The sequence below is a fragment of the Paracoccus fontiphilus genome (assembly GCF_017356265.1).
Lineage (GTDB): Bacteria > Pseudomonadota > Alphaproteobacteria > Rhodobacterales > Rhodobacteraceae > Paracoccus > Paracoccus fontiphilus.
Map to the genome: position 1 here is coordinate 1 of NZ_JAFNAW010000047.1, position 23167 is coordinate 23167.

Here is a 23167-nt window from a genome sequence, read left to right on the forward strand (position 1 = left end):
CTGCGCGCGTGCCCTGGCCGCCGCGGGCGCCGTCGTCACGATCTGCGGCCGCAACGCCGCCGCGCTGGATCGCGTGGCCGAAAGCGCGCCGGGGATTGCCGCGCGGGTGTGCAACATCACCGATGAGGCCGCGGTGGCGGGGCTGTTCGCGGACGGGGCCTTCGACATCGTCGTCGCGAATGCCGGCGTGTCGGACAGCGCGCCCCTGACCCGCACGACGCTGGACCAGTTCCGCGCCATGATCGACGTGAACCTGACCGGCAGCTTCCTGACCATCCGGGAAGCCCTGCGCGGAATGGAGGGCCGGGACTGGGGCCGCGTCATCGCCATCGCCTCGACCGCGAGCCTGAAGGGTTACGCCTATGTGGCGCCCTATGCTGCGGCCAAGCACGGCGTGCTGGGCCTGGTGCGGTCCGCCGCACTGGAGGTCGCGAAGAAGGGCATCACCGTCAACGCGGTCTGCCCCGGCTTCCTGGATACCGCCATGACGCAGCGGTCCATCGACACCATCGTCGCCAAGACCGGCCGTTCGCGCGACGACGCCCGTGCACAGTTGGCCGCAACCAACCCGATGGGGCGGCTCGTGCCGCCCGCCGACGTGGCCGAGACGGTCTTGTGGCTGTGCGGGCCCGGGTCGGCGATGGTGACCGGCCAGGCGATTTCCATTTCCGGCGGAGAAACATCATGACCCTACAGAACCAGATCACCCCCTTCTCTCCGCATTCCTTCCTGAACCCCGAGGGCTGGGTGCCCGCCAAGGGCTATGCGAACGGGATGCTGGCCGAGGGCAAGGTGGTCTATACCGGCGGCCTGGTCGGCTGGAACGCGCAGCAGCAGTTCGAACACGAAGACCTGGTCGGCCAGTTCGAGCAGACCCTGCGAAACATCGTCGCCGTGCTGGAAACGGCGGGCGCGCGGCCCGAGCATCTGGTGCGCCTGACCTGGTACATCACCGGCAAGGCCGAATACCTGTCGAGCCTCAAGGAGATCGGCGCCGCCTATCGCCGCGTCCTGGGGCGTCATTTCCCGGCCATGGCCGTCGTCCAGGTCGTGGCCCTGATGGAGGACGCGGCCAAGGTCGAGATCGAGGCGACGGCGGTGATCCCCCATGAATGACTGGCCCGCAGCCGATGATCGCCCGGCGATCCTGACCGTCGCCCTGCCGGGTGTCGCGGCCAGCGGCAGCACCGTCTTCGGCGGCTGGATCATGGGGCAGTTCGACCTTGCGGCCGGCCGCGCTGGCAAGGCCCTGGCCGGCCCCTGCGTCATCCGCGCCGTGCAGGAGATGGTCTTCCACGCACCCCTGCGGACCGGGTCGGACTTCGCGGTCCATGCCCGGGAGGTCGGCCGCGGCCGCACCTCCTTCACGCTGGAGCTTGCCGGGATCGCCGATCCCGACGGACAGCGCATCCCCATCGCCACCGCGCGCTTCGCCATGGTGGCCGTTGACGAAACGGGCGCCTCGCGTCCCCTTTGAACGAACCCACAGGAGGAGAACCATGGAAAAAGTCGTCCCCGTCGTCACCCGCGGCAATGCCCTTGGCGAGGCGACCGCCCAGTCCGGCGATTGCGTGCGCCGCTCGGGCGTCAGCCCGCAGAACACGCCCGCGACCAAGATCTGGTTCGGCCAGGTCTCGAATGAACCGGGCCACCGCTCGCCCCCGCACCATCACGAGCATTGCGAGACCGGCGGCTATGTCCTCAAGGGCCACGGCCGCATCTATTTCGGCGACGACTACCAGGATTTCGTGGACCTGTACCAGGGCGACTTTGTCTTCGTGCCGCCCTTCATGAAGCATGTCGAGGTGAACATGAGCACCACGGACGAGCTGGTCTGGCTGACCTGCCGCACGCCCGACAACCTGGTCACGAACTTCGACGACGTGCCGGACGAGCAACTGCAAGGCTATCGCCGCGCATAAGGACCGATCATGAAACTGCTTCGTCATGGCGCCCCCGGCGCCGAAAAGCCCGGCCTGCTGGACGCCGACGGCCATGTCCGCGACCTGTCGGACCATGTGGCCGACATCACGGGCGACATCCTGTCGCCCGGCGGCCTGGCCCGCCTTGCCGCGCTGAACCCCGCCGACCTGCCGGTCGTGCAGCCCGACCGCTTGGGTCCCCCTGTCGCTGGCGTGGGCAAGTTCCTTTGCGTGGGCCTGAACTATTCCGACCACGCGCAAGAAACGGGCAAGGAGCCGCCGGCCGAGCCGATCCTGTTCGCCAAGGCCACGTCCGCCATCTGCGGCCCGAACGACGACGTGCAGATCCCGCGTGGATCGGACCGCACCGACTGGGAAGTCGAGTTGGGCATCGTCATCGGCACCCGCGCGAAATACGTAGACGAGGGGCAGGCGCTGGACCATGTGGCGGGCTACCTGCTGGTCAACGACGTCAGCGAACGCCGTTTCCAGTCCGAACGCGGCGGCCAGTGGACCAAGGGCAAGAGCCACGACACCTTCGGCCCCATCGGCCCCTGGCTGGTCACGGCGGACGAGATCGCCGATCCCCAGGCGCTCGACCTGTGGCTGGACGTGGATGGCGAACGTCGCCAGACCGGCAGCACCGCGACGATGATCTTCGGCGTGGCGCATCTGGTCAGCTACATCAGCCAGTTCATGACGCTGGAGCCCGGCGACATCATCGCCACCGGCACGCCGCCGGGCGTGGGCCTGGGCATGAAGCCGCCGACCTTCCTGCGCGAGGGCCAGGTGGTTGCCCTGGGCATCGCGGGCCTGGGCGAACAGCGTCAGCGGATGGTGCAGGCATGAACGCGCAAGACAAGCTTCGGGCCATGTCCGACCTGTCCGGCAAGACCGCCATCGTCACCGGCGGCGGTCGCGGCCAGGGCGCAGTCGAGGCCGAACTGCTGGCCGCCGCCGGAGCCCATGTCCTGATCTGCGACGTGCTGGATGCCGAAGGCGCGGCCCTTGCGGAACGCCTGGGCGACAAGGCGCGCTTTCTGCACCTGGACGTGACGGATGCGGCGGCCTGGGACGGCGCGGTCAAGGCCGCGCTCGACTGGACCGGCCGGCTGGACGTACTGGTGAACAACGCGGGCATCATCAACCGCAAGATCATTGCGGACATGACGCCCGAGGAATGGCGCCGCGTCATCGACGTCAACCTGACCGGCGCCTTTCTGGGCATCCGCGCCGCCGCGCCCGCGATGGGGCAGGGCGCCAGCATCGTCAACATCTCGTCCAACAGTGCCTTTTCGGGCCATTACGACCCGGCCTATACCGCCAGCAAATGGGCCCTGCGCGGCCTGACGCGGACGGCGGCGATGGAATACGCGCAGAAGGGCGTCCGCGTGAACGCGATCTGCCCCGGCCTGATCGTGACCGACCTGAACCGCAACTCGCCCCATCTGGGTCCGATGATCGGCATGACGCCGATGGCGCGCGCGGGCGAGGCCGACGAGGTCGCGCAACTGGTCCTGTTCCTGGCCTCGGACGCATCGGCCTTCATCAGCGGCGAGGATTTCGTGATCGACGGCGGCTTCACGGCGGGGGCTGGCTACCGCCGCGTGGCGGCGGAAACCGGCATCTACTGATCTTCCCCGTTGGGGAAATACCCTCGGGGGGTCCGGGGGGCGAAGCGCCCCCGGCCTCCGCCGGCCCCGAAGGGGCGGGCATGGCTACCGATGCGGCTTGTGCCGCACGTCCAGCATGATCGAGATGCCGCGCGCCGCATCCGCCTCGGTCACGTCGGCGAACAGTTCGTCGATCCAGGACAGGTGGCGGGCCGTCATCTCGGCCATCAGCGCGGCACCCTTGCCGGTGATGCGGACGCGGAAGGCGCGGCGGTCGGTTTCGACGGTTTCGCGTTCCGCAAGGCCGTCGGCCACCAGCCTGTCCACGATACCCGTCACATTGCCGTTCGACACCATCAGCTGCTGCGACAGCTCCGTCATCTTCAGGCCCTCCGGCGCGCCATGCAGCGCCGCCAGGACATCGAAGCGCGGCAGCGTCATGTCATAGCCCTGCCGCAGCCTTTCGCGCAGGTCGCTTTCGACGAACCGCACCGCCTTGAGCATCTGGAGCCACAACCGCAGCCGCTGCCGCGACAGGTGGCCATCCGGCAGCGAAGGGGCGATTACAGGGTCAACGGGGTCGGCCATCTTCATGCTTTCAATAACCTAATCTGCTTCATGCCTGAAATAATGCGGCAGGTATAGACGTCACGGACGAATGCCGATCATGCAGGACAGGCGATGCAAATACGACAACATGTCTGGTCAAACGTGCCAAAGACCCGTGCCGGATCAACAGGCAGTACGACGGCACACGTCTGGAAGCCGCTCGATCATACGATCATTTTATTGCAGATCAATAATAGTTCTTGAAGCAGGGTCCTTGGATGGCCCAGCATGGTGAAGCGGCGAATCCGCCGTATTCGCGAACAGGAGTGTCACAGATGAAACCGACCCGCATCCTGGCCGGCATGGCCGCCATCCTCCTGTCGCTGAGCGTTCCCGTCCTGGCGCAGGAGCCGCTGAGGGTCGGCGCCTATCCGGCCAACCCGCCTTGGGAGAACAAGACCGAAAGCGGCGCCTTCGAAGGGTTCGAGGTCGACATCGTCAACGAGATCGCCCGCCGCATGGGCACCACGGCCGAGTTCCAGGGGATGGACTTCAAGGCGCTGTTCGTGGCTTCGGCCTCGCGCCGCGCCGACATGGTGATCTCGTCGCTGACCATCACCGACGAGCGTCTGGCGAACCAGTCCTTCACGCAACCCTATTTCCAGGGTGCCCTGGGGATCGGCGTGCGCGAGGATTCGGATCTGGCCGGGGTCGAGGGGCTGGCGGGCAAGACCGTCGGTTCCGTTGCAACATCCTTCGGCGAGGCCTGGCTCAAGGAAAACGCCGGCACCCTGGGCCAGGCGGGCACCAAGAGCTATGACAGCACCGCCAACATGCTGACGGACCTGCAGAACGGGCGGATCGATGCGGCGGTGAACGACATCGTCGGCATGCGCCATGCCTTTACCCAGATGCAGGGCCTGAAGGTCGGGGCCGAGGTGACCACGGGCGAGAAGTTCGCCATGATGCTGCCCAAGGGGTCCGAGCATCTGGATCAGGTCAACCAGATCATCTCGGACATGAAGACCGACGGGACAATGGCGGCCCTGCACGAGAAATGGCTGGGCGTGGCGCCCGCGGCGGACAGCTTTGCCGTGACGCCGATGCCGGTCCCCGCGGCCGGCGAATAGGCATGGATGACGGGCGCCGCCCGGTGCCCTTCCTGAACAGCAGACGATGAACGCTCTCGACATCTTCTTCAACATCGACGTGCTGCGGCGGGCCTTTCCGATCCTGCTGCAGGGGCTTGGCATGACGCTTGCGCTGGGTGCGACCGCCATTGTCGCGGGCACCATCCTGGGGCTGGGCCTGGCGATGATGCGCCTGTTCGCCGCCCGGCCGCTGCGCCTGCTGGCTGTCGCCTATATCGACATCATGCGGGCCATGCCGGTCCTGGTGGTGCTGATCCTGATCTATTACGCGCTGCCCTTTGCTGGGATCACGCTGTCATCCTTCACGGCGGCGGCGATCGCCCTGTCGCTTGTCCTGGGTGCCTACACGGCCGAGGTCATGCGCGCGGGCATCCAGGCCGTGCCCAAGGGCCAGTTCGAGGCGTCGAGCGCGCTTGGCCTCGGGTTCTGGCGGATGATGCAGAAGGTGATCCTGCCGCAGGCGATGCGGATCGTGATCCCGCCCCATGCCTCGAACTGCGTGTCGATCATCAAGGACACATCGCTGGCCTCTGTCGTGGCGATGACGGACCTGCTGAAGCAGGCGACGGATGCGCAGGCGCTGTTTGCCAATCCCAGCCCGCTGATCGGCGCGGCGATCATCTATGTCGCGATCCTGTGGCCGCTGGTGCGCCTGACGGGCTGGCTGGAAACGCGGTTCCAGCGGGCTTATCGCCGCTGAGGCCTCAGGTGCCGGGCAGGCAGCGGGCCATCCAGTCGCGCACGGCGCCGATGTCGGACATCATCGCGGCGCGTGCCGCAGCGCCGTCGCGGGCGGCCAGGGCCGCCAGCACGTCCTCGTGATGGCGCGCATAGCTGAGCGTGGCGTCGGCCTGCAGAAGATCGCGCATCTGTTCGGCCAGGAAACGGGTATAGGGGCCGGACCGCAGCCACAGGTTCTCGATCTGGTCCAGCAGGATCGGGTTTTGCACCGCGCGATAGATGGTGAAGTGGAAGTCCTTGTTGCCGGCCAGCATGTCCTCCATCCGGCCGTTCAGCAGTGCCGCCTGGTGGCGAGCGGAAATCTCGCGCAGGCTGTCCAGGTCCGTCTCGGCAATGCGGGCGGCGGCCAGTTCCGCCGCGCCGCCCTCGATCACGGCGCGGGCGGTGCAAAGCTGCTCGTGGCTAGCGGTGCTGAGCGGCGGCAGCGTGGCCGAATTCCACTTCCCCTCGACCAGGGCGCCCTCGTCCGTCAGGCGGCGCAGCGCCTCGCGCACGGGGGTGTTCGAGGTGCCGAAGCGTTGCGCCAGGTCCGAGATCGCGAAGCTTTGCCCCGTCTCGAACACGCCTTCCATCAGGGCGGCGCGAAGCTGGCCGTAAACCTCGCCCGCCATGGTGCGGCGCGAGACGATGGGCTTGAGATCCGCCATCATGCGGCGCGTTCCGTCTGCCTGGCCAAGGCCGCGATCAGCGCATTGCAGTCGTCGGCGCTGGTGACCGCGCCGGGCGACAGGCGCAGCACGGCGCCCCGCTGATCGGCGAAAAGGCCGCGCTCGCGCAGAAGATCGACCAGGCCGGGGCGGGGCAGTTCCACCATGATGCTGCCGCCGCGCATGGCCGCGTCCTCGGGCGACACGATCCGCAGCCCCAGTTCCCGGGCGCCCTCCAGCAGCAGCGCGCAAAGGCGGCTGTTGTGATCGGCCAGGGACTCCACGCCCGTTTTCAGGACATAGTCGATGCCCGGCTGGCTGGCGACCGCGGGCAGGACATTGGGCGTTCCGTTGTCGAAGCGGCGGGCATCCGGGGCCAGGGCAAAGGCATCCAGATCCCACGAGAACGGGTTGGCCTGGCTGAACCAGCCGCGAAACTCGGGGCTGCATTGGGCCAGCAGGTCCGGCATCACCTGCAGGATGCCCGCGCCCGAAACCCCGCACAGCCATTTCAGCGACGATCCGACGGTGAAATCCGCCTGCGCGCCATAGGGCCGGATGCCCGCGCCCTGCGTCACGTCCACGCCGACCAGGCTGCCCTTGCGGCGGCCATGCGCGATCATCCGGTCCAGGTCGCAGCGGTGCGATGCGGTGGACGTGACCCAGGTCAGCAGCGCCAGCCGCACGTCGTCGCCCCAGGCGGCGATCATGTCATCATCGGTGACATAGGCCCGCCCGCCGGTCGGAGCCACGGTCCGCAGCGTGAAGCCGATGCGGCGGGACAGTTCGGCCAGCAGGAAATGCAGGCTGGGAAAGCAGTCCTGCGCGACCAGGACGGTGCCGCCTGCCAGCCGCGCCTCGGGCAGGCCGCGCATCAGCGAATAAAGCGCGCCGGTGACGCTTTCCGCCAGCGTCAGGGTGCCCTGCGGGGCGGCGATCAGGCGCGTCCATGCGGCGATGAAATCCGCACGCCGCGCCAGGGCGTCGGGCCATTGCCCGTCGTCTTCGGCGCACCAGCGGGCGGTGAAATCCGCCAGGGCGGCGTTCACCGCGGCTTCCTTGCCCGGAAAGGTTCCGATGGAGTGGTAAAGGAAGTAACCCATCAGCGATGTCCCAGATCCCAGAAGATGCCCGCCATGATCGCCAGCCCCTCGCGCACGATGCTGATGGGCAGGTGTTCGTCGGCGCCATGCTGGCCGCAGCCCGGATAGGAATGCGGCACCCAGATCGTCGGCAGGCCCAGCGTGTCGGTGAAGATCGCGTTGGGCAGCGAGCCGCCCAGGTTCGGCAGGATCACCGGGGGCTTGCCCATCGTTCTGTCGATCGAGTCCGTGACGAAGCGCACCCATTCGTTCTTCAGATCCGACCGGCTGGCCGGGAACGAGGCGTCGGGCGACGGCACGATCCTGACGCGCTGCAATCCGGCCTCGTCCAGCCTGCGCCGCACGGCGGGCAGGACGGCATCGACATCGACGCCAACCGGATGGCGCAGTTGCAGGCGGGCCCGCGCCCAGGGCGGGATGGCGTAAAGGGGCTTGGCGATGTTGCCGACCTCGATCTCCATCACCTCCAGCGTGGACCAGCCATAGACGCGTTCCGCCTGTGTCAGGCCGGGGGCGCCCCACCATTCGTCCAGATCCGGGTCGCCCGGCGCGGTCTCGATGGTGCAGCGCGACAGCGCCTCGCGCACGTCGGGGGGGATGGTTCCGGGGGTCAGTTCGGGAACCAGGCATTCGCCGGTCGGGCCGATCAGGGCCGCGATGGCATGGGCCAGTTCCACGCCGGGGTTCGCCAGAAGCCCACCCCAGTTGCCGGAATGGTGGAAGCCTTCGCGGGCCACGACCTCCAGGTGGATGTTGATGCCGCCGCGCGCGCCCAGGAAGATCGTGGGCTGGTTCAGCCCGATGCGCGGCCCGTCCGAGGCGATCAGCATGTCTGCGGCGAAGGCCGCGGCCTCGTCCGCGATCAGGTCGGCCAGGGCGGGCGATCCGTATTCCTCGCCCATCTCCATCAGGACCTTCAGGTTGAAGCCAAGGCGGCCGTTGACGGCAAGGACCGCCTCGATGGCGGCAAGGTTCACCGAATGCTGGCCCTTGTTGTCGGCGGTGCCGCGTCCGTACCAGCGGCCGTCGCGTTCCGTCATCTGGAAGGGCGACAGGCCGGGGGACCATTTCTCGGGGATGCCGGTCACGACGTCGCCGTGGCCGTACATCAGCACGGTGGGCAGCGCCGGGTCCTCGATCCGGGTTGCCAGCAGGAACGCCCCCGGCGCGGCATCGCGGCGGAAGGTCTGCATGGCAAAGCCCAGGCGGTCGAAGACCGGGACCAGTTCGTCGTCGATATAGCGCTGCAGGTCGGGCTTGTGCGCGTCTTCCCGCGACACCGTGGGCAGGGCGACACGCCGCGCCAGATCGGCCTTGAAGCGGCCCGAGTCGAGGATGTCCAGCGCGGCGGCAATGGCGCCGTCGCGGGTGGGGGCAAGGTCAAGGCTCATGCAGCACCTCTCAGCGGTTCTTCGGCCAGATGGCAGGCGGCGCCGCCAAGGGCGACGTCGACGGGGTGGGGACGGACGCGCGAGCACAGGTCGAAGGCGCGCGGGCAGCGGGGCTGGAACGGGCAGCCGGGCGGGATCGCCAGCGGGTTCGGGAAGGCGGTGCCCAAGCCGATGTCGGGCACGCCAAGGCTTGGCGCGACGGTCAGCGCCGAATCCAGCAGCGCGCGGGTATAGGGGTGCTGCGGCGCGTCGAAGACCTGCGCGGTGCTGCCCAGTTCGACGACCCGGCCCAGGTACATCACCGCCACCTGATCGACCAGGTGTTCGACCACCGACAGGTTGTGCGAGATGAACACATAGGTCAGCCCCAGTTCGCGCTTCAGATCCATCAGCAGGTTCAGGATCTGGCTTTGCACGGATGCGTCAAGGGCCGAGGTCGGCTCGTCGCAGATGATCAGGTCGGGGTTCATTACCAGCGCGCGGGCGATGGCCACGCGCTGGCGCTGCCCGCCGGACAGTTCCTTCGGATAGCGTTCGGCAAAGCGGGCGGGCAGACCCACCATGTCCATGATGCCGGCCGCGCGCTTGCGGCGTTCCGCGTCCGTGCCGATGCCGTGGACGCGCAGAGGCATGGTCACGATGTCGGCGATGGTCTTGCGCGGGTTCAGCGAGGAAAACGGATCCTGGAACACCGGCTGGACGCGGCGCGTGAAGTCCATCCGGCCAATGGTGCCGATGTCCTTGCCGTCCAGCAGCACGCTGCCCTCGGACGGGGCCAGCAGGCCCAGCAGGATCTTGGCAAGGGTCGACTTGCCGCAGCCGGATTCACCGACGATGCCCAGCACCTGGCCTTTCTTCAGGCGCAGGTCCACGCCGTTCAGCGCGTGCAGGGTGGCCTTGGGCTTGAACATGCCCTGGCCCACCTGGAAGCGGCGGGTCAGGCCGACAGTTTCCAGAAGATAGCTCATGCCTGTCCTCCGTGGATGCAGACCCAATGATGGCTGCCTGCATCTTGCGTGGGAATGTCATCGGCGCAGCGCGGTTGCGCCAGCGAACAGCGGTCGCGGAAGGCGCAGCCGTCCTGCCGTCCGATCAGCAAAGGCACCACGCCGGGGATGGTGCCCAGGGGCGCGCCGCGTTCGGTCTTGCCGGGCTGCGGAATGCAGTCGATCAGCGCGCGGGTATAGGGATGGGCGGGGCGGTCGAAGATCTCGGCCGCCGTGCCCTCCTCGACAATCGCGCCCGCATACATGACGACGATCCGGTCCGCGATGCGCGATACCAGGCCCAAGTCATGGGTGATCAGGATGATCGCGAGGCCCAGTTCCTGCTGCAAGTCCTTCAGCAGCCGCAGGATCTGCGCCTGGATGGTCACGTCCAGCGCGGTGGTGGGTTCGTCCGCGATCAGCAGTTCGGGGTCGGTCATCAGCGCCATGGCGATCATCACCCGCTGGCGCAACCCGCCCGACAACTGGTGCGGATACTGCCCCAGGCGCGACCGGGCCGACCCGATGCCAACCTTTTCCAGCATCTGCGCGGCGCGGTCCACCGCCTGCGCCCGCGTGCCGCCGACGTGATACAGATAGGCTTCGACCATCTGGTCGCCGATGGTGAAGGCGGGGTTCAGCGCCGTCATCGGTTCCTGGAAGATCATCGCCATCCGCCGCCCGCGCAGCTTGCCCGCGATGCGGCGGCGGGTCAGATCCTGGCCGTCGAAGGTGATTTCGTCGGCGCTGCGCCGTGCCACGCGGGGCAGCAGGTCCATCAGCGCCAAGGAGGTCATCGACTTGCCGCAGCCGGATTCGCCGACGATGCACAGGGTTTCCCCCGGCGCGACGTCAAAGGAAATCCCGCGCACGGCATGCAGGACGCCCGATCGGGTGTTCAGGTCCACGCGCAGATCGCGGACGGACAGCAGGGGCTTCAACATCAGCTTCTCTCCGGGGTGATCATGTCGCGCAGGCCGTCGCCCGCAAGGTTGATGGCAAAGACCAGGGTTGCCAGCGCGGTGCCGGGAATGGCGATCAGCCAGAAGGAAAAGAACATGTAGCTTTTCGCCTCGGATATCATCAGCCCCCAGCTTGGCAGCGGCGGCTGGACGCCTAGGCCCAGGAAGGACAGCGCGGCCTCCATCAGGATCGCGGAGGCAACCTCGATGGTGGCGATGACGATCAACTGGGGCGCGATGTTGGGCAGCACCTCACGCAGCAGAATCCAGGCGGTGGACGCCCCCGCGGTCCGGGCCGAGGCGATGTAGTCCAGCGCCCGGATCTGCTGGGTGGTCGATCGCACGACCACGGCGAAGCGGTCCCATTTCAGCAGGCCCAGCACGGTGATGACCACCCACATCGACCCGCCGAACAGCGCCACCACCGCAAGCGCCACCAGGATCACCGGCATGGCCAGTCGGACGGTGACGATGAAGGTCACGAAAGTATCGACCTTTCCGCCGAAATAGCCCGCCAGCAGGCCCAGCGTGGTGCCGATCAGCCCCGAGATCGCCACCACCGAGAAGCCGATCAGCAGCGACACCCGCGTGCCGTAGATCAGCCGCGACAGGTAGTCCCGGCCAAGCTGGTCGGTGCCCAGGATGTTTTCCCACGTGCCCTTTTCATACCAGACCGGCGGCACGGCGCGGCGCGAGATGTCCTGAACGTAAGGATCATGCGGCGCGATGAGCGGTGCGAAGATGGCGATCAGGACCATCAGCAGGACGATCCCCGATCCGATCAGCAGGGACGGGTGATGCGCCAGCCTGCGAAAGGCGCGGCCCGCGCGCGACGGGGGATTGGTTGTGATTGCGGTCATGTCAGGCAGCCCTCAGCCGCGGGTCGAGCCACGCATTGATGATGTCGGACAATAGCGTCAGCACGACGTAGGCCAGCGACAGCAGCAGCACGACCGCCTGCAGCACCGGAAAGTCGCGATAGCTGATGCTCTGGTAGGCCAGGTAGCCCAGCCCGTCCAAGGCGAAGATGCTTTCCACCACGACCGACCCGCCCATCAGCAGCCCAAGCTGGACCGCGACCAGGCCCACCACGGGGACCAGGGCGTTCCTCAGCGCGTGCTTGAAGACCACGCGGCGGGCGGGCAGGCCCTTGGCGCGGGCGGTACGGACATAGTCGGTGTTCAGCGCGTCGATCATGCCCGCGCGCACCAGCCGCATGAAGGGCGGCGTGATGTAGTATCCAAGGGTGACGGCCGGCAGCACGAAGTTGCGCCATCCGTCCGTGCCGGACGCGGGAAACCAGCGCAGCCGGATCGCAAAGATCATGATCAGCGCCAGGCCCAGGAAGAACGACGGCAGCGCCTGCCCCAGCAGCGAGAACATCGTCACCGCCCGGTCGATCATCGATCCCGAATAGATCGCCGCCAGAACGCCCAGGGGGATCGACAGCGCCAGCGCGATGGCCAGCGAAGCCCCGCCCAGGATCAGCGTGTTGCCGATCTTGCCGAAGATGAGGCCGGCGACATCGGTGCGGAAAAAGAACGATTGCCCGAAGTCGCCGCGCGCGACATCCCAAAGCCAGGCAAAGTATTGCACCACCACGGGGCGGTCCAGCCCGTAGGTCTGGCGGATCACGGCGATGCTTTCGGGGGTGGCGCCTTCGCCCGCAAGGGCGGTAGCGATGTCGCCCGAGGCGCGCAGCAGCGCAAAGGCGATGACCGAGACCGTCAGCGCCACGATCAGCGCAAGCCCCAGCCTTTTCAGGATGTAGATCAGCATTCTTTTAGCCTTCCGGTTGCCTGGGCGGCCCGGTCACTTGCCGGGCCGCCGGGGTGCGGATCACTGCCAGGACATTTCCCAGAAGCGCAGGATCTCGTCGGGATAGGTCTGGAAGCTCAGCCCTTCGGCCCCGGCATATTGCACGGGCAGGGTGAACATCGGGACGGCATAGGCCTCGGCCGCGATCTTCTCGAACCCCTGGGCATAAAGCGCCTTGCGCTGTTCGGCGTCCATGGTGGCGCCCGCCTGATCGAAGATCGTCTTCAGCTCGGGGTCGAGGTTGTTGTCGTCGGGCTGAGCTCCGAAATAGACCGGCGCCGTGGCCGAGGCGTCGAACATCGAATAGGCGCCCCAGGCGTTCTGCATCATGTCCACCTGATGCGCGCGCATGGCGTCGCGCATCGCGGCGGGCTGCATGAACTGAAGCTGCGCGGTGATGCCCGCCTCGGCCAGATAGTTGATGATGGCTTCCGAGATGTGGCGCTCGCGATAGGCGGCAAGCGAGACGGTCAGACCGCTGACACCCGCCTCGGCCAGCAGTGCCTTGGCCTTTTCCGGGTCGTAGTCGTAGCTGGTCACGTCTTGGGTACAGCCGAACTGGTCCTGGAAACAGATCGCGTTGATGACGGTGCTGCCCTGGCCCACCAGGTTTTCCGAAATCGACTTGCGGTCGATCGCATGGTTGATCGCTTGGCGGACGCGCTTGTCCTTCAGCGCCTCTTGTCCGGTGTCGGTGGTGTTCATCTGCAGGAACACGATGCGCATCGTCTCGCCGCTGACCACCTGGACGCCGGGCATCTGCGAAAGCTGGTCGGCCTGGTCGCGCGGCAGGCCCATGATCAGGTCCACCCCGCCCGACATCAGGTCGGCAAGCTGCGTCTGGATGTCGGGAACGATGCGGATCGACACCTTGTCGATCTTGGCGCCGGTCTTGGGGCTGTCGGCGAAATAGCCTTCGAAGCGGCTCAGCAACAGCTCGCCGCCGGGCGCGTAGCTGTCGAACTTGTAGGGGCCCGTGCCGACCGGCAGCGGGGCCGACGTGGCGCCCTGCGGCCCGGTGAAATAGCCCGCCGGGAAGATCGCAAGCTGCGTGGACAGGTATTCCATCGCGGCGGGAGTCGGCGCCTTGGCCTTGATGCGGACCGACAGCGGGCCGGTCTTCTCGACCGAGGCGATCCAGCTTGCGATCTGCTGGGACACGATGCCGTTCGCGGGATCGGCGGCATAGGTCAGCGTCGCCACCACGTCATCGGCATCGAAGTCGCTGCCGTCGTGGAACGTGACGCCTTCGCGCAGGGTCAGGTCCAGCGTGGTGTCGTCGGCCCAGATCCATTCGGTCGCCAGCAGGGGCGAGAACTCTCCGCTGTCGTTGTCGCGCGCGATCAGCGTATCCCATGCGTTCCGTCCGACGATGACGCCCAGGCGCAGGGTCGTGAAATACGGGTTCGGGCTTTCCAGCGTCTGGTTGTAGGCAAAGCGCAGCGTGTTGTCGGCGGCCTGCGCATGGGCAAGGCCCGCCGTGGAACAGGCCAGTGCGGCGGCAAGCATCAGCGGTCGGAGGAACATGGGGATTTTCTCTCTGTTGACGGAGGCGGTGCGGTTGGTCCGCACTTCGATGTAAATGATGGTTTGATCAAATACATCTTTCGCTGCCGGGCTGATATATGCAACAGTTTTTCGACGGTCTTGCCGATAAACAGACAAATGCCTGATATGCGGGCATTTACCGCAGGCCGCCCGGACTGCCGAATGGGCAGGGCGGCCCTTCAGGCCGGGGTCTGGCGATTCGCGGCCTTTGCCGCACCGGCCAGGGAGTGGCGGCTCTTGACGGTGCGGGTCGACACGATCGTGTCGGTCCGCACCACGCCCGGCATATGGGCGATCTCGCGCCGCAGCATCCGGTCCATCATGGCGATGTCCCTGCAGATGATGTGCAGCAGATAGTCGCCCGCCCCCGTCGTCGCGTGACACCGGCGGATGCCGGGATGGGCGACAACGGCCGCCTCGAACCGGTCCGCGGCTTCGGGCGCGAGGGTGACGTGGACAAAGGCCTCGACCCCGAAGCCCAAGGCGGCAGCGTCCAGAAGGGCGGAATAGCCCAGGATGGCGCCGGCCTCCTCCATCGCCTTCACGCGCTTCCAAACCGGAGTCTTGGACATGGCGTGCCGCTCGGCCAGTTCGGCAAAGGAAAGACGCGCATCGGTTTCGAGCGAGGCGAGGATGTCCAAGTCGATCTGATCCATCTGTTCTCCTGAAGACAGCCAACGGCGCACAGTCGTTTTCCACTTTAAGCCAAGAAAGGCGAATAGGGGAACAATGTTTCCCTGATCCTGAAACATCATGGCGGATACCCCGCGAACGCAAGGAACAGGAACCATGACCCGCGACGAATGGCACAAGCTGATCGAGACGCCGAAACTGCTGGACTACGGCGTCTATCTGAACGTCGAACCGCTGCTGCACTGCCAGAAGCCGCTGGCCGAGTTGTGCAACGGCGACGAATTGCAGTTCCAGATCGTCCACCAAGTCGAGGAGCTGTGGATGAAGCTGATCGCCTATACGCTGGTGGACGTGCGCGACTTCATCGACGCGGGCAACACGCATCGCGTCGTCACGCTGATGGGGCGCGTCCATCGCCTGATGCGGCTGATGACGCAGCAACTGGAATTGCTGGAAACCATGTCGCCGCGCGAATACCAGGAGGTGCGCAAGCAGCTTGGCAACGGCTCGGGCCAGGAATCGCCGGGCTTCCAGGCCTTGCTGCGGATGCCGAACGACCTGTGGGACTCGTTCAAGGCGGTCTATCTGGACGGGCGCGGCCTGACCGTGGGCGACATCTATGACGCCAAGTACGATCATGGCGACAGCTATGTCGTGGCCGAGGCGCTGATCGAATATGACGAGCTGTTCCAGAAGTTCCGGGCCATGCACGTCTACCTGATTCATCGCTCCATCGGGATGGGATCGAAGTCGCTGAAGGGCCGCCCGGTGCAGATCTTGGAATCGGGCGCCCGGCACCGCTTCTTCCCGGAACTGTGGGACATCCGCTGCGACATGACGGACGCCTGGGGCGCCAGCTATGGCGTGGTGCGCAAGCCGATCCACGTCGAGGCGTGATCAATCCGCAGGCACCGGCATCGGTGCCTCGCACAAATTCCTTGATTGTTTGATCAGGGCGTGAGACATCTCGGCCAAGCAGATATATGCATCTGCATATAAAAATAATCACCAACGGGAGAACATGATGACAGCCAACGCCAGCCTTTCCGAACTGGGCGAGGCCCTTCTGACCGGCGCCGTCCGCGTCGTCGATTGCACCGCCACGCTGGGGCCGAAGACGCCGCTGCTGAAGCTGCCGCCGGAGATCGCCGACGACACGCCGCCCATCGAGATCCACCCGATCAGCAAATACGGCGACCGGGGACCGTATTGGGCTTGGAACTGGCTGAAGGTCGGCGAACATTCCGGCACGCACTTCGACGCGCCGCACCACTGGATCACCGGCAAGGACTATCCCGACGGCTCGACCGACACCATCGCCGCGCGGAACTTCGTGGCCCCCGCCAATGTCATCGACTGTTCCGCCCAAGCGGCAGCCGACCCCGACTTCCTGTTGACCGCCGAGGGCGTGAAGGCCTGGGAGGCCGAGCATGGCCCGATCAAGGAAGGCGAATGGGTGCTGATGCGCACCGACTGGTGCAAGCGCAACGGGGATGCGGATGCCTACCTGAACGCCGATGAGACCGGCCCGCATACGCCGGGGCCGTCCGCCGACTGCATCCAGTACCTGATGGAAAGGAAGGTGCTTGGCTGGGGCACCGAATGCGTGGGCACCGACGCGGGCATTGCAGGCGGCATGACCCCGCCCTATCCGGCGCACAACCTGCTGCACGCCAACAACCGCTATGGCCTGGCATCGCTGGTGAACCTGTCGGAACTGCCCGCCAAGGGCGCGATCCTGATCGCCGCGCCCTTGAAGATCGAGAACGGCACCGGCAGCCCGATCCGCGCCTTGGCCCTCGTTCCGGCCTGACGATCATGGCGCGCGATCTGGAGGGGTTCGCCCCCTACATGCTGAACCGGATCATGGCGCGCTACAATGCCGGGGTGGCCGAGACCCTAGCGGCCGAGGGCGTCAGCGTGCCGCAGATGCGCGTGCTGGCGGTCCTGGCCGGAAACGGTCCGCGCACAGTCAACGAGTTGTCGGTGCTGACGGTCATCAAGCAATCCACGCTGTCACGCACGCTGGACAGCATGGAGGGGGCGGGCCTGATCCGCCGCGAGGCCTGCGAGGAGGACAGCCGCGTCCGCCGCATCCACCTGACGGACGCGGGCGCGGCCCTTCACGCCCGCGCCTGGCCCGCGATGAAGGCGGCCGAGGAACGGCTGTTCGCGGACATCCCGCCCGACGAACGCGCGGCCTTCACGGCCACGCTTGCGCGCATCCTGCGGTCCATCCGCCATCACGATTTCTGAACCATCGCCACAGGAGAAGACCCATGGCAGAACGGTCATTCAAGAAGGAAGTTGAGCAGCTGCGCATGGGCGCGGGCGGCACCTTCCGGGGCGAGGGGATCCTTGCCGTCACCAAGGCGCTGCTGGAAAACGGCGTGGGATATGTCGGCGGCTACCAGGGCTCGCCCATCAGCCACCTAATGGACGTGTTTTCCGACGCCCAGGACCTGCTGGCCGAATACGGCGTCCACTTTGAAAATTCGGCCTCCGAGGCGACGGCGGCCGCGATGCTGGCCGCGTCCGTCAACTATCCGATCCGGGGCGCGGTGGCCTTCAAGTCCACCGTGGGCACCAACGTCGCCTCGGACGCGCTGGCGAACCTGGCGTCTGGCGGCGTCACCGGCGGCGCGCTGGTGATCCTGGGCGAGGATTACGGCGAAGGCTCCTCGATCATGCAGGAACGCTCTCACGCCTTTGCCATGAAAAGCCAGATGTGGCTGCTGGACCCGCGCCCGAACCTGCCCTCAATCGTGGCGGCGGTGGGGCACGGCTTCCGCCTGTCCGAGGCGTCGAACACCCCCGTGATGATGCAGATGCGTATCAAGTCCTGCCACGTCCACGGCCATTTCACTGCCGGCGACAACCAACGCCCGCCGATGGCCGTGTCCGAGGCGTTGCAGAACCCCAAGCGCGACCTGTCCCGCATCGTCCTGCCCCCCGCCGTGTTCCTGCACGAGAACGAGAAGGTGGACCGCCGCTGGCCCAACGCGGTCAACTATGTCCTGGAGAACGACGTCAACGAGTTCTTCGGCAATCCCGCCTCGAAGATCGGGCTGATCGTGCAGGGCGGCACCTACAACGGCGTGATCCGCGCGCTGAACCGCCTTGGCCTGTCGGACATCTATGGCGAGACGGACATCCATATCCTGTGCCTGAACGCGGTCTATCCGCTCTGCGACAGCCAGATTCTGGATTTCTGCGACGGCAAGGACGCGGTGCTGCTGGTCGAGGAAGGCCAGCCCAACTTCATCGAGCAGGCCATCGGCCACATGCTCTACCAGAACGGCCGCACCACCGTGCTGGCGGGCAAGGGCGTCCTGCCCATGGCGGGCGAATACACCGGCAAGCGCCTGGTCGAGGGCATCGCGGCCTTCCTGCGCGAACACGCGCCCGGCCTGCTGCCGCCCGCCACGGCCAAGACCAACGAACCGGCGCACAGCGACATCTCGGATCTCTCCACCGTCGTCCCGGCCCGACCGCCGGGGTTCTGCACCGGCTGCCCGGAACGCCCGATCTTTGCGGCAACGAAGTTGGTGCAGCAGCAACTGGGCGAACACCACATCGCCTCCGACATCGGCTGCCACCTGTTCTCGATCATGCCGCCCTTCGACATCGGATCGACGACGATGGGCTATGGCCTGGGCCCGGCCTCGGCATCCGCGCTCCAGAACCGCGACAAGGACGGCAAGCGGTCGATTAGCTTCGTGGGCGACGGGGGGTTCTGGCACAACGGGCTGACCTCATCGATCGGCAACGCGTCCTTCAACAAGCATGACGGGCTGATCGTCATCGTGGACAACCATTATGCCGCCGCCACCGGTGGGCAGGACATCCTGTCCTCGCGCGCCACGAACAAAAGCCGCAAGACCAACAACCCCATCGCCAAGGCGGTGGAAGGCATGGGCGTCAAGTGGGTGCGCCAGATCGACCGCACTTATGACGTGACCAAGATGCGCGACACCATGATCGAGGCGCTGACCAGCAAGGAAGAAGGCCCCAAGGTCATTGTCGCATCCTCGGAATGCATGTTGAACCGCCAGCGCCGCGAGAAGCCTGCCCTGGCGAAAGCCACCAAGGAGGGCAGGCGCACCGTCCGCCCCCGCTTCGGCGTGGACGAGGATATCTGCACCGGCGATCACGCCTGCATGCGGCTGTCGGGCTGCCCGTCGCTGTCGGTCAAGGACACCGGCGATCCCCTGCGCGACGACCCGGTCGCCGCCATCGACCAGAGCTGCGTCGGCTGCGGCAACTGCGGAGAGGTCGCGGATGCCGCGGTCCTGTGCCCAAGCTTCTACCAGGCCGAGATCGTGTCGAACCCCACCGCGTCCGAAAAACGCCGCGCGTCCCGCACAGCCCGCATCATCGGCTGGCTGCAAGGGCGCCGCGACGCGCGCCGCCTGACCTTCGCCTGAAAGGCACGTCCATGACCATGCACGCACCCGTCATCGCCCGCCGCTCTCCGGGTCCGCAGGGCGAGAAGATCATCACGCTGGCTGCGCTGGCGGTCGGCGGCCAGGGCGGCGGCGTCCTGACCAACTGGATCATCGACGTGGCCGAGGCGAACGGCTATCACGCCCAGTCCACATCCGTCGCGGGCGTGGCGCAGCGCACCGGCGCCACCGTCTATTACGTCGAGATGTGCAAGGACACCGGCCGCACGCCGGTCTTCGCCCTGTCGCCGTCGGAAGGCGACGTGGACATCATGATCGCCGCCGAGCTGATGGAGGCGGGCCGCGCCGTCATGCGCGGCTTCGTGACGCCGGGCCGCACGACGCTGATCGCCTCCACCCACCGCATCGCGGCGGTGTCGGAAAAGGTCGTGCCGGGGGATGGCCGCGCCGACGGGCGCGCGGTGATCGAGGCGATGGGCCTTGCCGCCGACCAGGTGATCGCCTTCGACATGGAGACGCTGGCCACCAGGGCGGGCTCGGTCATCTCGGCCAGCCTGTTCGGCGCGCTTGCGGGCTCGGGCGCGCTTCCCTTTCCCCGCGACAGCTACGAGACGGTGATCGCCAGGTCCGGCAAGGGGGTCGAGGCGTCCCTGCGTGCCTTCGGCCTGGCCTATGACTGCGCCAAGGGCACGGCTCCGGTCCCGGCAGCCGAAGGCGTCAAGGCGCGCATCCGCACGCTGAACGTGCCGATGGGATTGCGGAACGACTGGCAGGCACTGGAAGTGCGGCTGGACCGCCTGCCGGCGCAGGCGCAGGAGATCGCCGCCCTGGGGCTGAAGAAGGTGGTCGACTACCAGGACATCGCTTATGGGGCGCAATACCTGGACATGATCGAACGCGCGGCGCGGCTGGACGCGGCGCCCTTCGCCCTGACGCAGGCGGCGGCGAAATACGCGGCCAATGCGCTCTGCTACGACGACATCCTGCGCGTGGCGGATCTGAAGACCCGCGCCAGCCGCCAGCAGCGGGTCCGCGACGAGGTGCGGGTCAAGGACGACCAGGTGCTGCGCCTGACCGAATACTTCCACCCCCGGTTCGAGGAATTCACCACGACCCTGCCCGCCTGGTTTGGCGCCTGGCTGCAAGGAAGCAGCCGGGCCGAGGCCTTCTATGCCCGCCACCTGGACAAGGGCCGGCGCATCCGCACCGACAGCCTGGCGGGCTTCGGATTGCTGTGGGTGGTGTCCGCCCTCCGCCCCTGGCGCCGCAGCCTTTTGCGCCACCGCAGCGAGATGGCCCATGTCGCGCAATGGTTCGACTCCGCCATGGACATCGCCGCCACCGACCGGACGCTTGCGGCCGAGGTGCTGGCGAACCGCCGCCTGATCAAGGGCTATTCCGACACCCATGCCCGCGGCCTGTCCAAGTTCGACCGCGTCATGTCCGCCCTGCCGATGCTGCGCGGGCGTCCCGATGCCGCCGACTGGATGCGCCGCATCCGCACCGCCGCCCTGGCGGACGAAAAGGGCCTTGCCCTGGACGGGGCGTTGAAGACCGTCCGAAGCTTCGCCGCCTGATCAGGCGGCGAGGTCGTCCAGGAAGCGGACCAGCAGATCCTGCGTCGCGGTGATGTCACGCTCCATGGCCGCGCGGAAGGCGGGCAGGTCGCCGCGATCCAGGGCATCGACCATGACCTCGTGGTGATGGGCATATTCCTCGCGGTAGTCGGTCTGCAGCAGCGTTGCCATCCGGTCCGACAGGAACCGGACATAGGGCCCCGAGCGAAGCCAGAGGTTCTCGATATGGCTCATCAGGATGGGGCTGTTCGCGGCGGCATAGACGTGGAAATGGAACCGCCGGTTGGCCGAGGCCATGGCGGCGATGTCGCCCGACACGCCGGTGGCCCGATGCTCGGCGATGATCTGGCGCAAGGCCGCGCGGTCCTCCGGGCCCAGATGCGGGGCGGCCAGTTCGGCGGTCGCCCCCTCGATGATGACGCGGGCGCGGGTGATGTCGGCAAGCTCGCCGCGCGAAAGGTCCGGCACGAAGGCGGTGCCCGCCGGCGAGATCCGCAGCGCGTTTTCGGCAGCCAGCCGCCGCAGTGCCTCGCGCACCGGCATGTGCGAGGTCTGGAAACGCTCGGCCAGCGAGGCGATGGTGAAGCTTTCCCGCGCCTCGAAGGCGCCGGACATCAATGCCTCGCGCAACTGGTCGTAAACCTGATCCTGCACCGTCTTGCGCGCGGCCACGGGCTTCAGGGGCTTGCCTCTCATCGAGCGTCTCCATCTGGTACTCTCTCGATAGCCGCGCAGCGTGGTTTGATCAAACGGTATCCGTCAACAAGCCCCTTTCATGTTTGATCAAACGATCATATAAGGGATGGAACCTTGATGATTATGGTCCCATGATGAAGCACCTTGCCAAGCGCATCACCGAAACCTCGAAGAAGTCCTTCGGCATGTACGGCCGCGCCGCCGCCGTGACGGACTGCGACCTGATCCACATGGAACTGGGCCGTCCCCATGCCGACACGCCCGACCATATCAAACAGGCGACCATCGACGCGATCCGCGCGGGCAAGGTCCACTATTCCGATCTGGCCGGCGTGGTCCCGCTGCGCGAGGCGCTGCAGGCCAAGCTGGCGCGCCAGAACGGTCTGGACGTGCCGCTGGACCGGATCATCGTCACCAACGGCCTGACGCACGGCTCGTTCGCCGCGATCATGGCCTTTGTCGATCCGGGCGACGAGGCGATCCTGCTGGAACCCTTCTACCCCCAGCACATCGGCAAGATCGAACTGGCGGGCGGCACCGTGGTCACCGCCCCCCTGGACGCGGTCAACAACTTCCGCATCGACCCCGCGCTGATCGAGGCCAGGATCACCGCCAGGACCAAGATGATCGTGCTGATCAACCCCTGCAATCCCACCGGTCGCGTCTACACGCGCGAGGAACTACAGGGCCTGGCCGATCTGGCGATCAGGCACGACCTGCTGGTGCTGTCCGACGAGGTCTACGAGGACATCCTGTTCGACGGCGCCCGCCACACCAGCATCGCCAGTCTGCCCGGCATGGCCGAGCGCACCGTGAGCCTGTTCGCCTTCACCAAGAGCTATGCCATGGACGGCTGGCGCATCGGCTACATGGTGGCGCCCGACTGGGCCGTGGGCGCGCTTCTGAAGATCACGGCCAACGACGTCACGCATGTGAACACCTTCATCCAGGACGGGGCGCTTGCCGCCGTCACCGGCGATCCGGCGGTGCTGGCGGGCCTGATCGCCGAGGACAAGATGAAGCGCGACATCGTCGTTTCGCGCCTGAACCAGATGCCCGGCGTCACCTGCGCCTGGCCCGAGGGCACCATCTACGCCTTTCCCGACATCGCCGCCACCGGCATGGCCTCTCAGGTTCTGGCCGAACGGCTGCTGGAGGAAACGGGCGTGGTGGTCGAGGCTGGCAGCTTCTACGGCCCGGCGGGCGAGGGCCACCTGCGCATCTGCTTCGGATCGCTGTCCGTCGAGCAGATCACCGAGGCCATGGATCGCCTGCAACGGTTCTTCGGCGGCCTGTCCTGATTGGCTGCAGGGACCGGCGCGATGGCCTGTGCCCGCCGCTTTTCCTGTCAGGATCAAAATTTACGCAGGCCGCACCGGGCCTGTGTCCAAGGCGCCTTGTCCAGCATCGGCAGGAAAAACAGC

General features: G+C 66.8%; 25 protein-coding genes. 14 read left to right on the forward strand and 11 right to left on the reverse strand.

The window, feature by feature from the left end:
- From J0F76_RS14670 to J0F76_RS14695, 6 genes are all read left to right on the forward strand, one after another.
- Positions 1-688: SDR family NAD(P)-dependent oxidoreductase (locus tag J0F76_RS14670; protein ID WP_207470583.1), on the forward strand; the 688-nt coding region annotated here is incomplete at its 5' end.
- Positions 685-1116: a RidA family protein gene (locus J0F76_RS14675; RefSeq protein ID WP_207470585.1), complete on the forward strand. Its 432-nt coding sequence runs from the start codon at positions 685-687 to the stop codon at positions 1114-1116. The genes J0F76_RS14670 and J0F76_RS14675, both read left to right, overlap by 4 nt.
- A complete protein-coding gene (locus tag J0F76_RS14680; RefSeq protein ID WP_207470586.1) occupies positions 1109-1477 on the forward strand; it encodes an acyl-CoA thioesterase in 369 nt (122 codons plus the stop codon). The genes J0F76_RS14675 and J0F76_RS14680 overlap by 8 nt, the downstream gene beginning before the upstream one ends.
- Positions 1478-1499: 22 nt before the next feature.
- Entirely contained in the window at positions 1500-1922 is a 423-nt protein-coding gene (locus J0F76_RS14685; RefSeq protein WP_207470588.1) for a cupin domain-containing protein, read from the forward strand.
- 9 nt (positions 1923-1931) lie between these two features.
- Positions 1932-2771, forward strand: coding sequence for a fumarylacetoacetate hydrolase family protein (locus J0F76_RS14690; RefSeq protein ID WP_207470590.1), 840 nt, complete (start codon positions 1932-1934; stop codon positions 2769-2771).
- A complete protein-coding gene (locus tag J0F76_RS14695) occupies positions 2768-3556 on the forward strand; it encodes an SDR family NAD(P)-dependent oxidoreductase (protein WP_207470592.1) in 789 nt (262 codons plus the stop codon). The genes J0F76_RS14690 and J0F76_RS14695 overlap by 4 nt, the downstream gene beginning before the upstream one ends.
- Positions 3557-3640: 84 nt before the next feature.
- On the opposite strand, the gene J0F76_RS14700 is transcribed toward J0F76_RS14695, so the two are convergent.
- A complete protein-coding gene (locus J0F76_RS14700; RefSeq protein WP_207470594.1) occupies positions 3641-4123 on the reverse strand; it encodes a MarR family winged helix-turn-helix transcriptional regulator in 483 nt (160 codons plus the stop codon).
- Between the two features lie 296 nt (positions 4124-4419).
- Here J0F76_RS14700 and J0F76_RS14705 point away from each other — a divergent pair, with 296 nt between their 5' ends.
- A complete protein-coding gene (locus J0F76_RS14705) occupies positions 4420-5214 on the forward strand; it encodes an ABC transporter substrate-binding protein (protein WP_207470596.1) in 795 nt (264 codons plus the stop codon).
- A gap of 46 nt (positions 5215-5260) precedes the next feature.
- Complete coding sequence (locus tag J0F76_RS14710) at positions 5261-5935, forward strand: amino acid ABC transporter permease (protein ID WP_207470598.1); 675 nt, start codon at positions 5261-5263, stop codon at positions 5933-5935.
- Positions 5936-5939: 4 nt separating this feature from the next.
- Here the strand turns inward: J0F76_RS14710 and J0F76_RS14715 are convergent, their stop codons facing one another.
- The 9 genes from J0F76_RS14715 to J0F76_RS14755 form a co-directional block, all read right to left on the reverse strand.
- On the reverse strand, positions 5940-6626 hold the full coding sequence (locus J0F76_RS14715; protein ID WP_207470600.1) for a GntR family transcriptional regulator: 687 nt from the start codon (positions 6624-6626) through the stop codon (positions 5940-5942).
- Entirely contained in the window at positions 6623-7726 is a 1104-nt protein-coding gene (locus J0F76_RS14720) for an aminotransferase class V-fold PLP-dependent enzyme (protein WP_207470602.1), read from the reverse strand. Before J0F76_RS14720 ends, J0F76_RS14715 begins: the two co-directional genes overlap by 4 nt.
- Entirely contained in the window at positions 7726-9117 is a 1392-nt protein-coding gene (locus J0F76_RS14725; protein ID WP_207470603.1) for a M20/M25/M40 family metallo-hydrolase, read from the reverse strand. The genes J0F76_RS14720 and J0F76_RS14725 overlap by 1 nt, the downstream gene beginning before the upstream one ends.
- Positions 9114-10085 carry an ABC transporter ATP-binding protein gene (locus J0F76_RS14730; RefSeq protein ID WP_207470605.1) on the reverse strand — a complete coding sequence of 324 codons (972 nt, stop codon included), beginning with the start codon at positions 10083-10085 and terminating at the stop codon, positions 9114-9116. Before J0F76_RS14730 ends, J0F76_RS14725 begins: the two co-directional genes overlap by 4 nt.
- On the reverse strand, positions 10082-11047 hold the full coding sequence (locus tag J0F76_RS14735; RefSeq protein WP_207470607.1) for an ABC transporter ATP-binding protein: 966 nt from the start codon (positions 11045-11047) through the stop codon (positions 10082-10084). Before J0F76_RS14735 ends, J0F76_RS14730 begins: the two co-directional genes overlap by 4 nt.
- Positions 11047-11925, reverse strand: coding sequence for an ABC transporter permease (locus J0F76_RS14740; RefSeq protein WP_207470610.1), 879 nt, complete (start codon positions 11923-11925; stop codon positions 11047-11049). The genes J0F76_RS14735 and J0F76_RS14740 overlap by 1 nt, the downstream gene beginning before the upstream one ends.
- 1 nt (position 11926) lies before the next feature.
- The gene (locus J0F76_RS14745) at positions 11927-12844 is read right to left on the reverse strand and encodes an ABC transporter permease (RefSeq protein ID WP_207470612.1); all 918 of its coding nucleotides are present in this window, start codon (positions 12842-12844) and stop codon (positions 11927-11929) included.
- A 60-nt stretch (positions 12845-12904) separates the two neighbouring features.
- A complete protein-coding gene (locus tag J0F76_RS14750; RefSeq protein WP_207470614.1) occupies positions 12905-14410 on the reverse strand; it encodes an ABC transporter substrate-binding protein in 1506 nt (501 codons plus the stop codon).
- Positions 14411-14610: 200 nt separating this feature from the next.
- On the reverse strand, positions 14611-15087 hold the full coding sequence (locus tag J0F76_RS14755) for an Lrp/AsnC family transcriptional regulator (protein ID WP_207470615.1): 477 nt from the start codon (positions 15085-15087) through the stop codon (positions 14611-14613).
- A gap of 133 nt (positions 15088-15220) precedes the next feature.
- Between J0F76_RS14755 and J0F76_RS14760 the strand changes: the two genes are divergently transcribed.
- The 5 genes from J0F76_RS14760 to J0F76_RS14780 all read left to right on the forward strand — a co-directional run bounded on the left by J0F76_RS14760 (position 15221) and on the right by J0F76_RS14780 (position 21047).
- Positions 15221-15961: a tryptophan 2,3-dioxygenase family protein gene (locus J0F76_RS14760; protein WP_207470616.1), complete on the forward strand. Its 741-nt coding sequence runs from the start codon at positions 15221-15223 to the stop codon at positions 15959-15961.
- Positions 15962-16088: 127 nt separating this feature from the next.
- On the forward strand, positions 16089-16877 hold the full coding sequence (locus J0F76_RS14765) for a cyclase family protein (protein ID WP_207470617.1): 789 nt from the start codon (positions 16089-16091) through the stop codon (positions 16875-16877).
- Positions 16878-16882: 5 nt separating this feature from the next.
- Positions 16883-17320 carry a MarR family winged helix-turn-helix transcriptional regulator gene (locus tag J0F76_RS14770; RefSeq protein ID WP_207470618.1) on the forward strand — a complete coding sequence of 146 codons (438 nt, stop codon included), beginning with the start codon at positions 16883-16885 and terminating at the stop codon, positions 17318-17320.
- Between the two features lie 23 nt (positions 17321-17343).
- Positions 17344-19491, forward strand: a complete 2148-nt coding sequence (locus tag J0F76_RS14775; protein WP_207470619.1) for a thiamine pyrophosphate-dependent enzyme — start codon at positions 17344-17346, stop codon at positions 19489-19491.
- A gap of 11 nt (positions 19492-19502) precedes the next feature.
- Positions 19503-21047, forward strand: a complete 1545-nt coding sequence (locus J0F76_RS14780) for an indolepyruvate oxidoreductase subunit beta family protein (protein ID WP_207470621.1) — start codon at positions 19503-19505, stop codon at positions 21045-21047.
- Here J0F76_RS14780 and J0F76_RS14785 read toward each other — a convergent pair whose 3' ends face one another.
- Positions 21048-21743, reverse strand: a complete 696-nt coding sequence (locus tag J0F76_RS14785) for a GntR family transcriptional regulator (RefSeq protein ID WP_207470623.1) — start codon at positions 21741-21743, stop codon at positions 21048-21050. It abuts the gene before it with no gap.
- A 131-nt stretch (positions 21744-21874) separates the two neighbouring features.
- Between J0F76_RS14785 and J0F76_RS14790 the strand changes: the two genes are divergently transcribed.
- Positions 21875-23044, forward strand: a complete 1170-nt coding sequence (locus tag J0F76_RS14790; protein WP_207470625.1) for a pyridoxal phosphate-dependent aminotransferase — start codon at positions 21875-21877, stop codon at positions 23042-23044.
- Positions 23045-23167 lie beyond the last annotated feature (123 nt).

Bases quoted from the DNA above. Each gene is read 5' to 3' on its own strand.
- J0F76_RS14770 (WP_207470618.1), top strand. From the start codon at position 16,883: ATGGCGCGCGATCTGGAGGGGTTCGCCCCCTACATGCTGAACCGGATC.
- J0F76_RS14690 (WP_207470590.1), top strand. From the start codon at position 1,932: ATGAAACTGCTTCGTCATGGCGCCCCCGGCGCCGAAAAGCCCGGCCTG.
- J0F76_RS14720 (WP_207470602.1), bottom strand. From the start codon at position 7,726: ATGGGTTACTTCCTTTACCACTCCATCGGAACCTTTCCGGGCAAGGAA.
- J0F76_RS14760 (WP_207470616.1), top strand. From the start codon at position 15,221: ATGACCCGCGACGAATGGCACAAGCTGATCGAGACGCCGAAACTGCTG.
- J0F76_RS14735 (WP_207470607.1), bottom strand. From the start codon at position 11,047: ATGTTGAAGCCCCTGCTGTCCGTCCGCGATCTGCGCGTGGACCTGAAC.
- J0F76_RS14755 (WP_207470615.1), bottom strand. From the start codon at position 15,087: ATGGATCAGATCGACTTGGACATCCTCGCCTCGCTCGAAACCGATGCG.
- J0F76_RS14725 (WP_207470603.1), bottom strand. From the start codon at position 9,117: ATGAGCCTTGACCTTGCCCCCACCCGCGACGGCGCCATTGCCGCCGCG.
- J0F76_RS14680 (WP_207470586.1), top strand. From the start codon at position 1,109: ATGAATGACTGGCCCGCAGCCGATGATCGCCCGGCGATCCTGACCGTC.
- J0F76_RS14775 (WP_207470619.1), top strand. From the start codon at position 17,344: ATGGCAGAACGGTCATTCAAGAAGGAAGTTGAGCAGCTGCGCATGGGC.
- J0F76_RS14730 (WP_207470605.1), bottom strand. From the start codon at position 10,085: ATGAGCTATCTTCTGGAAACTGTCGGCCTGACCCGCCGCTTCCAGGTG.
- J0F76_RS14675 (WP_207470585.1), top strand. From the start codon at position 685: ATGACCCTACAGAACCAGATCACCCCCTTCTCTCCGCATTCCTTCCTG.
- J0F76_RS14790 (WP_207470625.1), top strand. From the start codon at position 21,875: ATGATGAAGCACCTTGCCAAGCGCATCACCGAAACCTCGAAGAAGTCC.
- J0F76_RS14710 (WP_207470598.1), top strand. From the start codon at position 5,261: ATGAACGCTCTCGACATCTTCTTCAACATCGACGTGCTGCGGCGGGCC.
- J0F76_RS14700 (WP_207470594.1), bottom strand. From the start codon at position 4,123: ATGGCCGACCCCGTTGACCCTGTAATCGCCCCTTCGCTGCCGGATGGC.
- J0F76_RS14785 (WP_207470623.1), bottom strand. From the start codon at position 21,743: ATGAGAGGCAAGCCCCTGAAGCCCGTGGCCGCGCGCAAGACGGTGCAG.
- J0F76_RS14685 (WP_207470588.1), top strand. From the start codon at position 1,500: ATGGAAAAAGTCGTCCCCGTCGTCACCCGCGGCAATGCCCTTGGCGAG.
- J0F76_RS14695 (WP_207470592.1), top strand. From the start codon at position 2,768: ATGAACGCGCAAGACAAGCTTCGGGCCATGTCCGACCTGTCCGGCAAG.
- J0F76_RS14765 (WP_207470617.1), top strand. From the start codon at position 16,089: ATGACAGCCAACGCCAGCCTTTCCGAACTGGGCGAGGCCCTTCTGACC.
- J0F76_RS14715 (WP_207470600.1), bottom strand. From the start codon at position 6,626: ATGATGGCGGATCTCAAGCCCATCGTCTCGCGCCGCACCATGGCGGGC.
- J0F76_RS14740 (WP_207470610.1), bottom strand. From the start codon at position 11,925: ATGACCGCAATCACAACCAATCCCCCGTCGCGCGCGGGCCGCGCCTTT.
- J0F76_RS14780 (WP_207470621.1), top strand. From the start codon at position 19,503: ATGACCATGCACGCACCCGTCATCGCCCGCCGCTCTCCGGGTCCGCAG.
- J0F76_RS14745 (WP_207470612.1), bottom strand. From the start codon at position 12,844: ATGCTGATCTACATCCTGAAAAGGCTGGGGCTTGCGCTGATCGTGGCG.
- J0F76_RS14705 (WP_207470596.1), top strand. From the start codon at position 4,420: ATGAAACCGACCCGCATCCTGGCCGGCATGGCCGCCATCCTCCTGTCG.
- J0F76_RS14750 (WP_207470614.1), bottom strand. From the start codon at position 14,410: ATGTTCCTCCGACCGCTGATGCTTGCCGCCGCACTGGCCTGTTCCACG.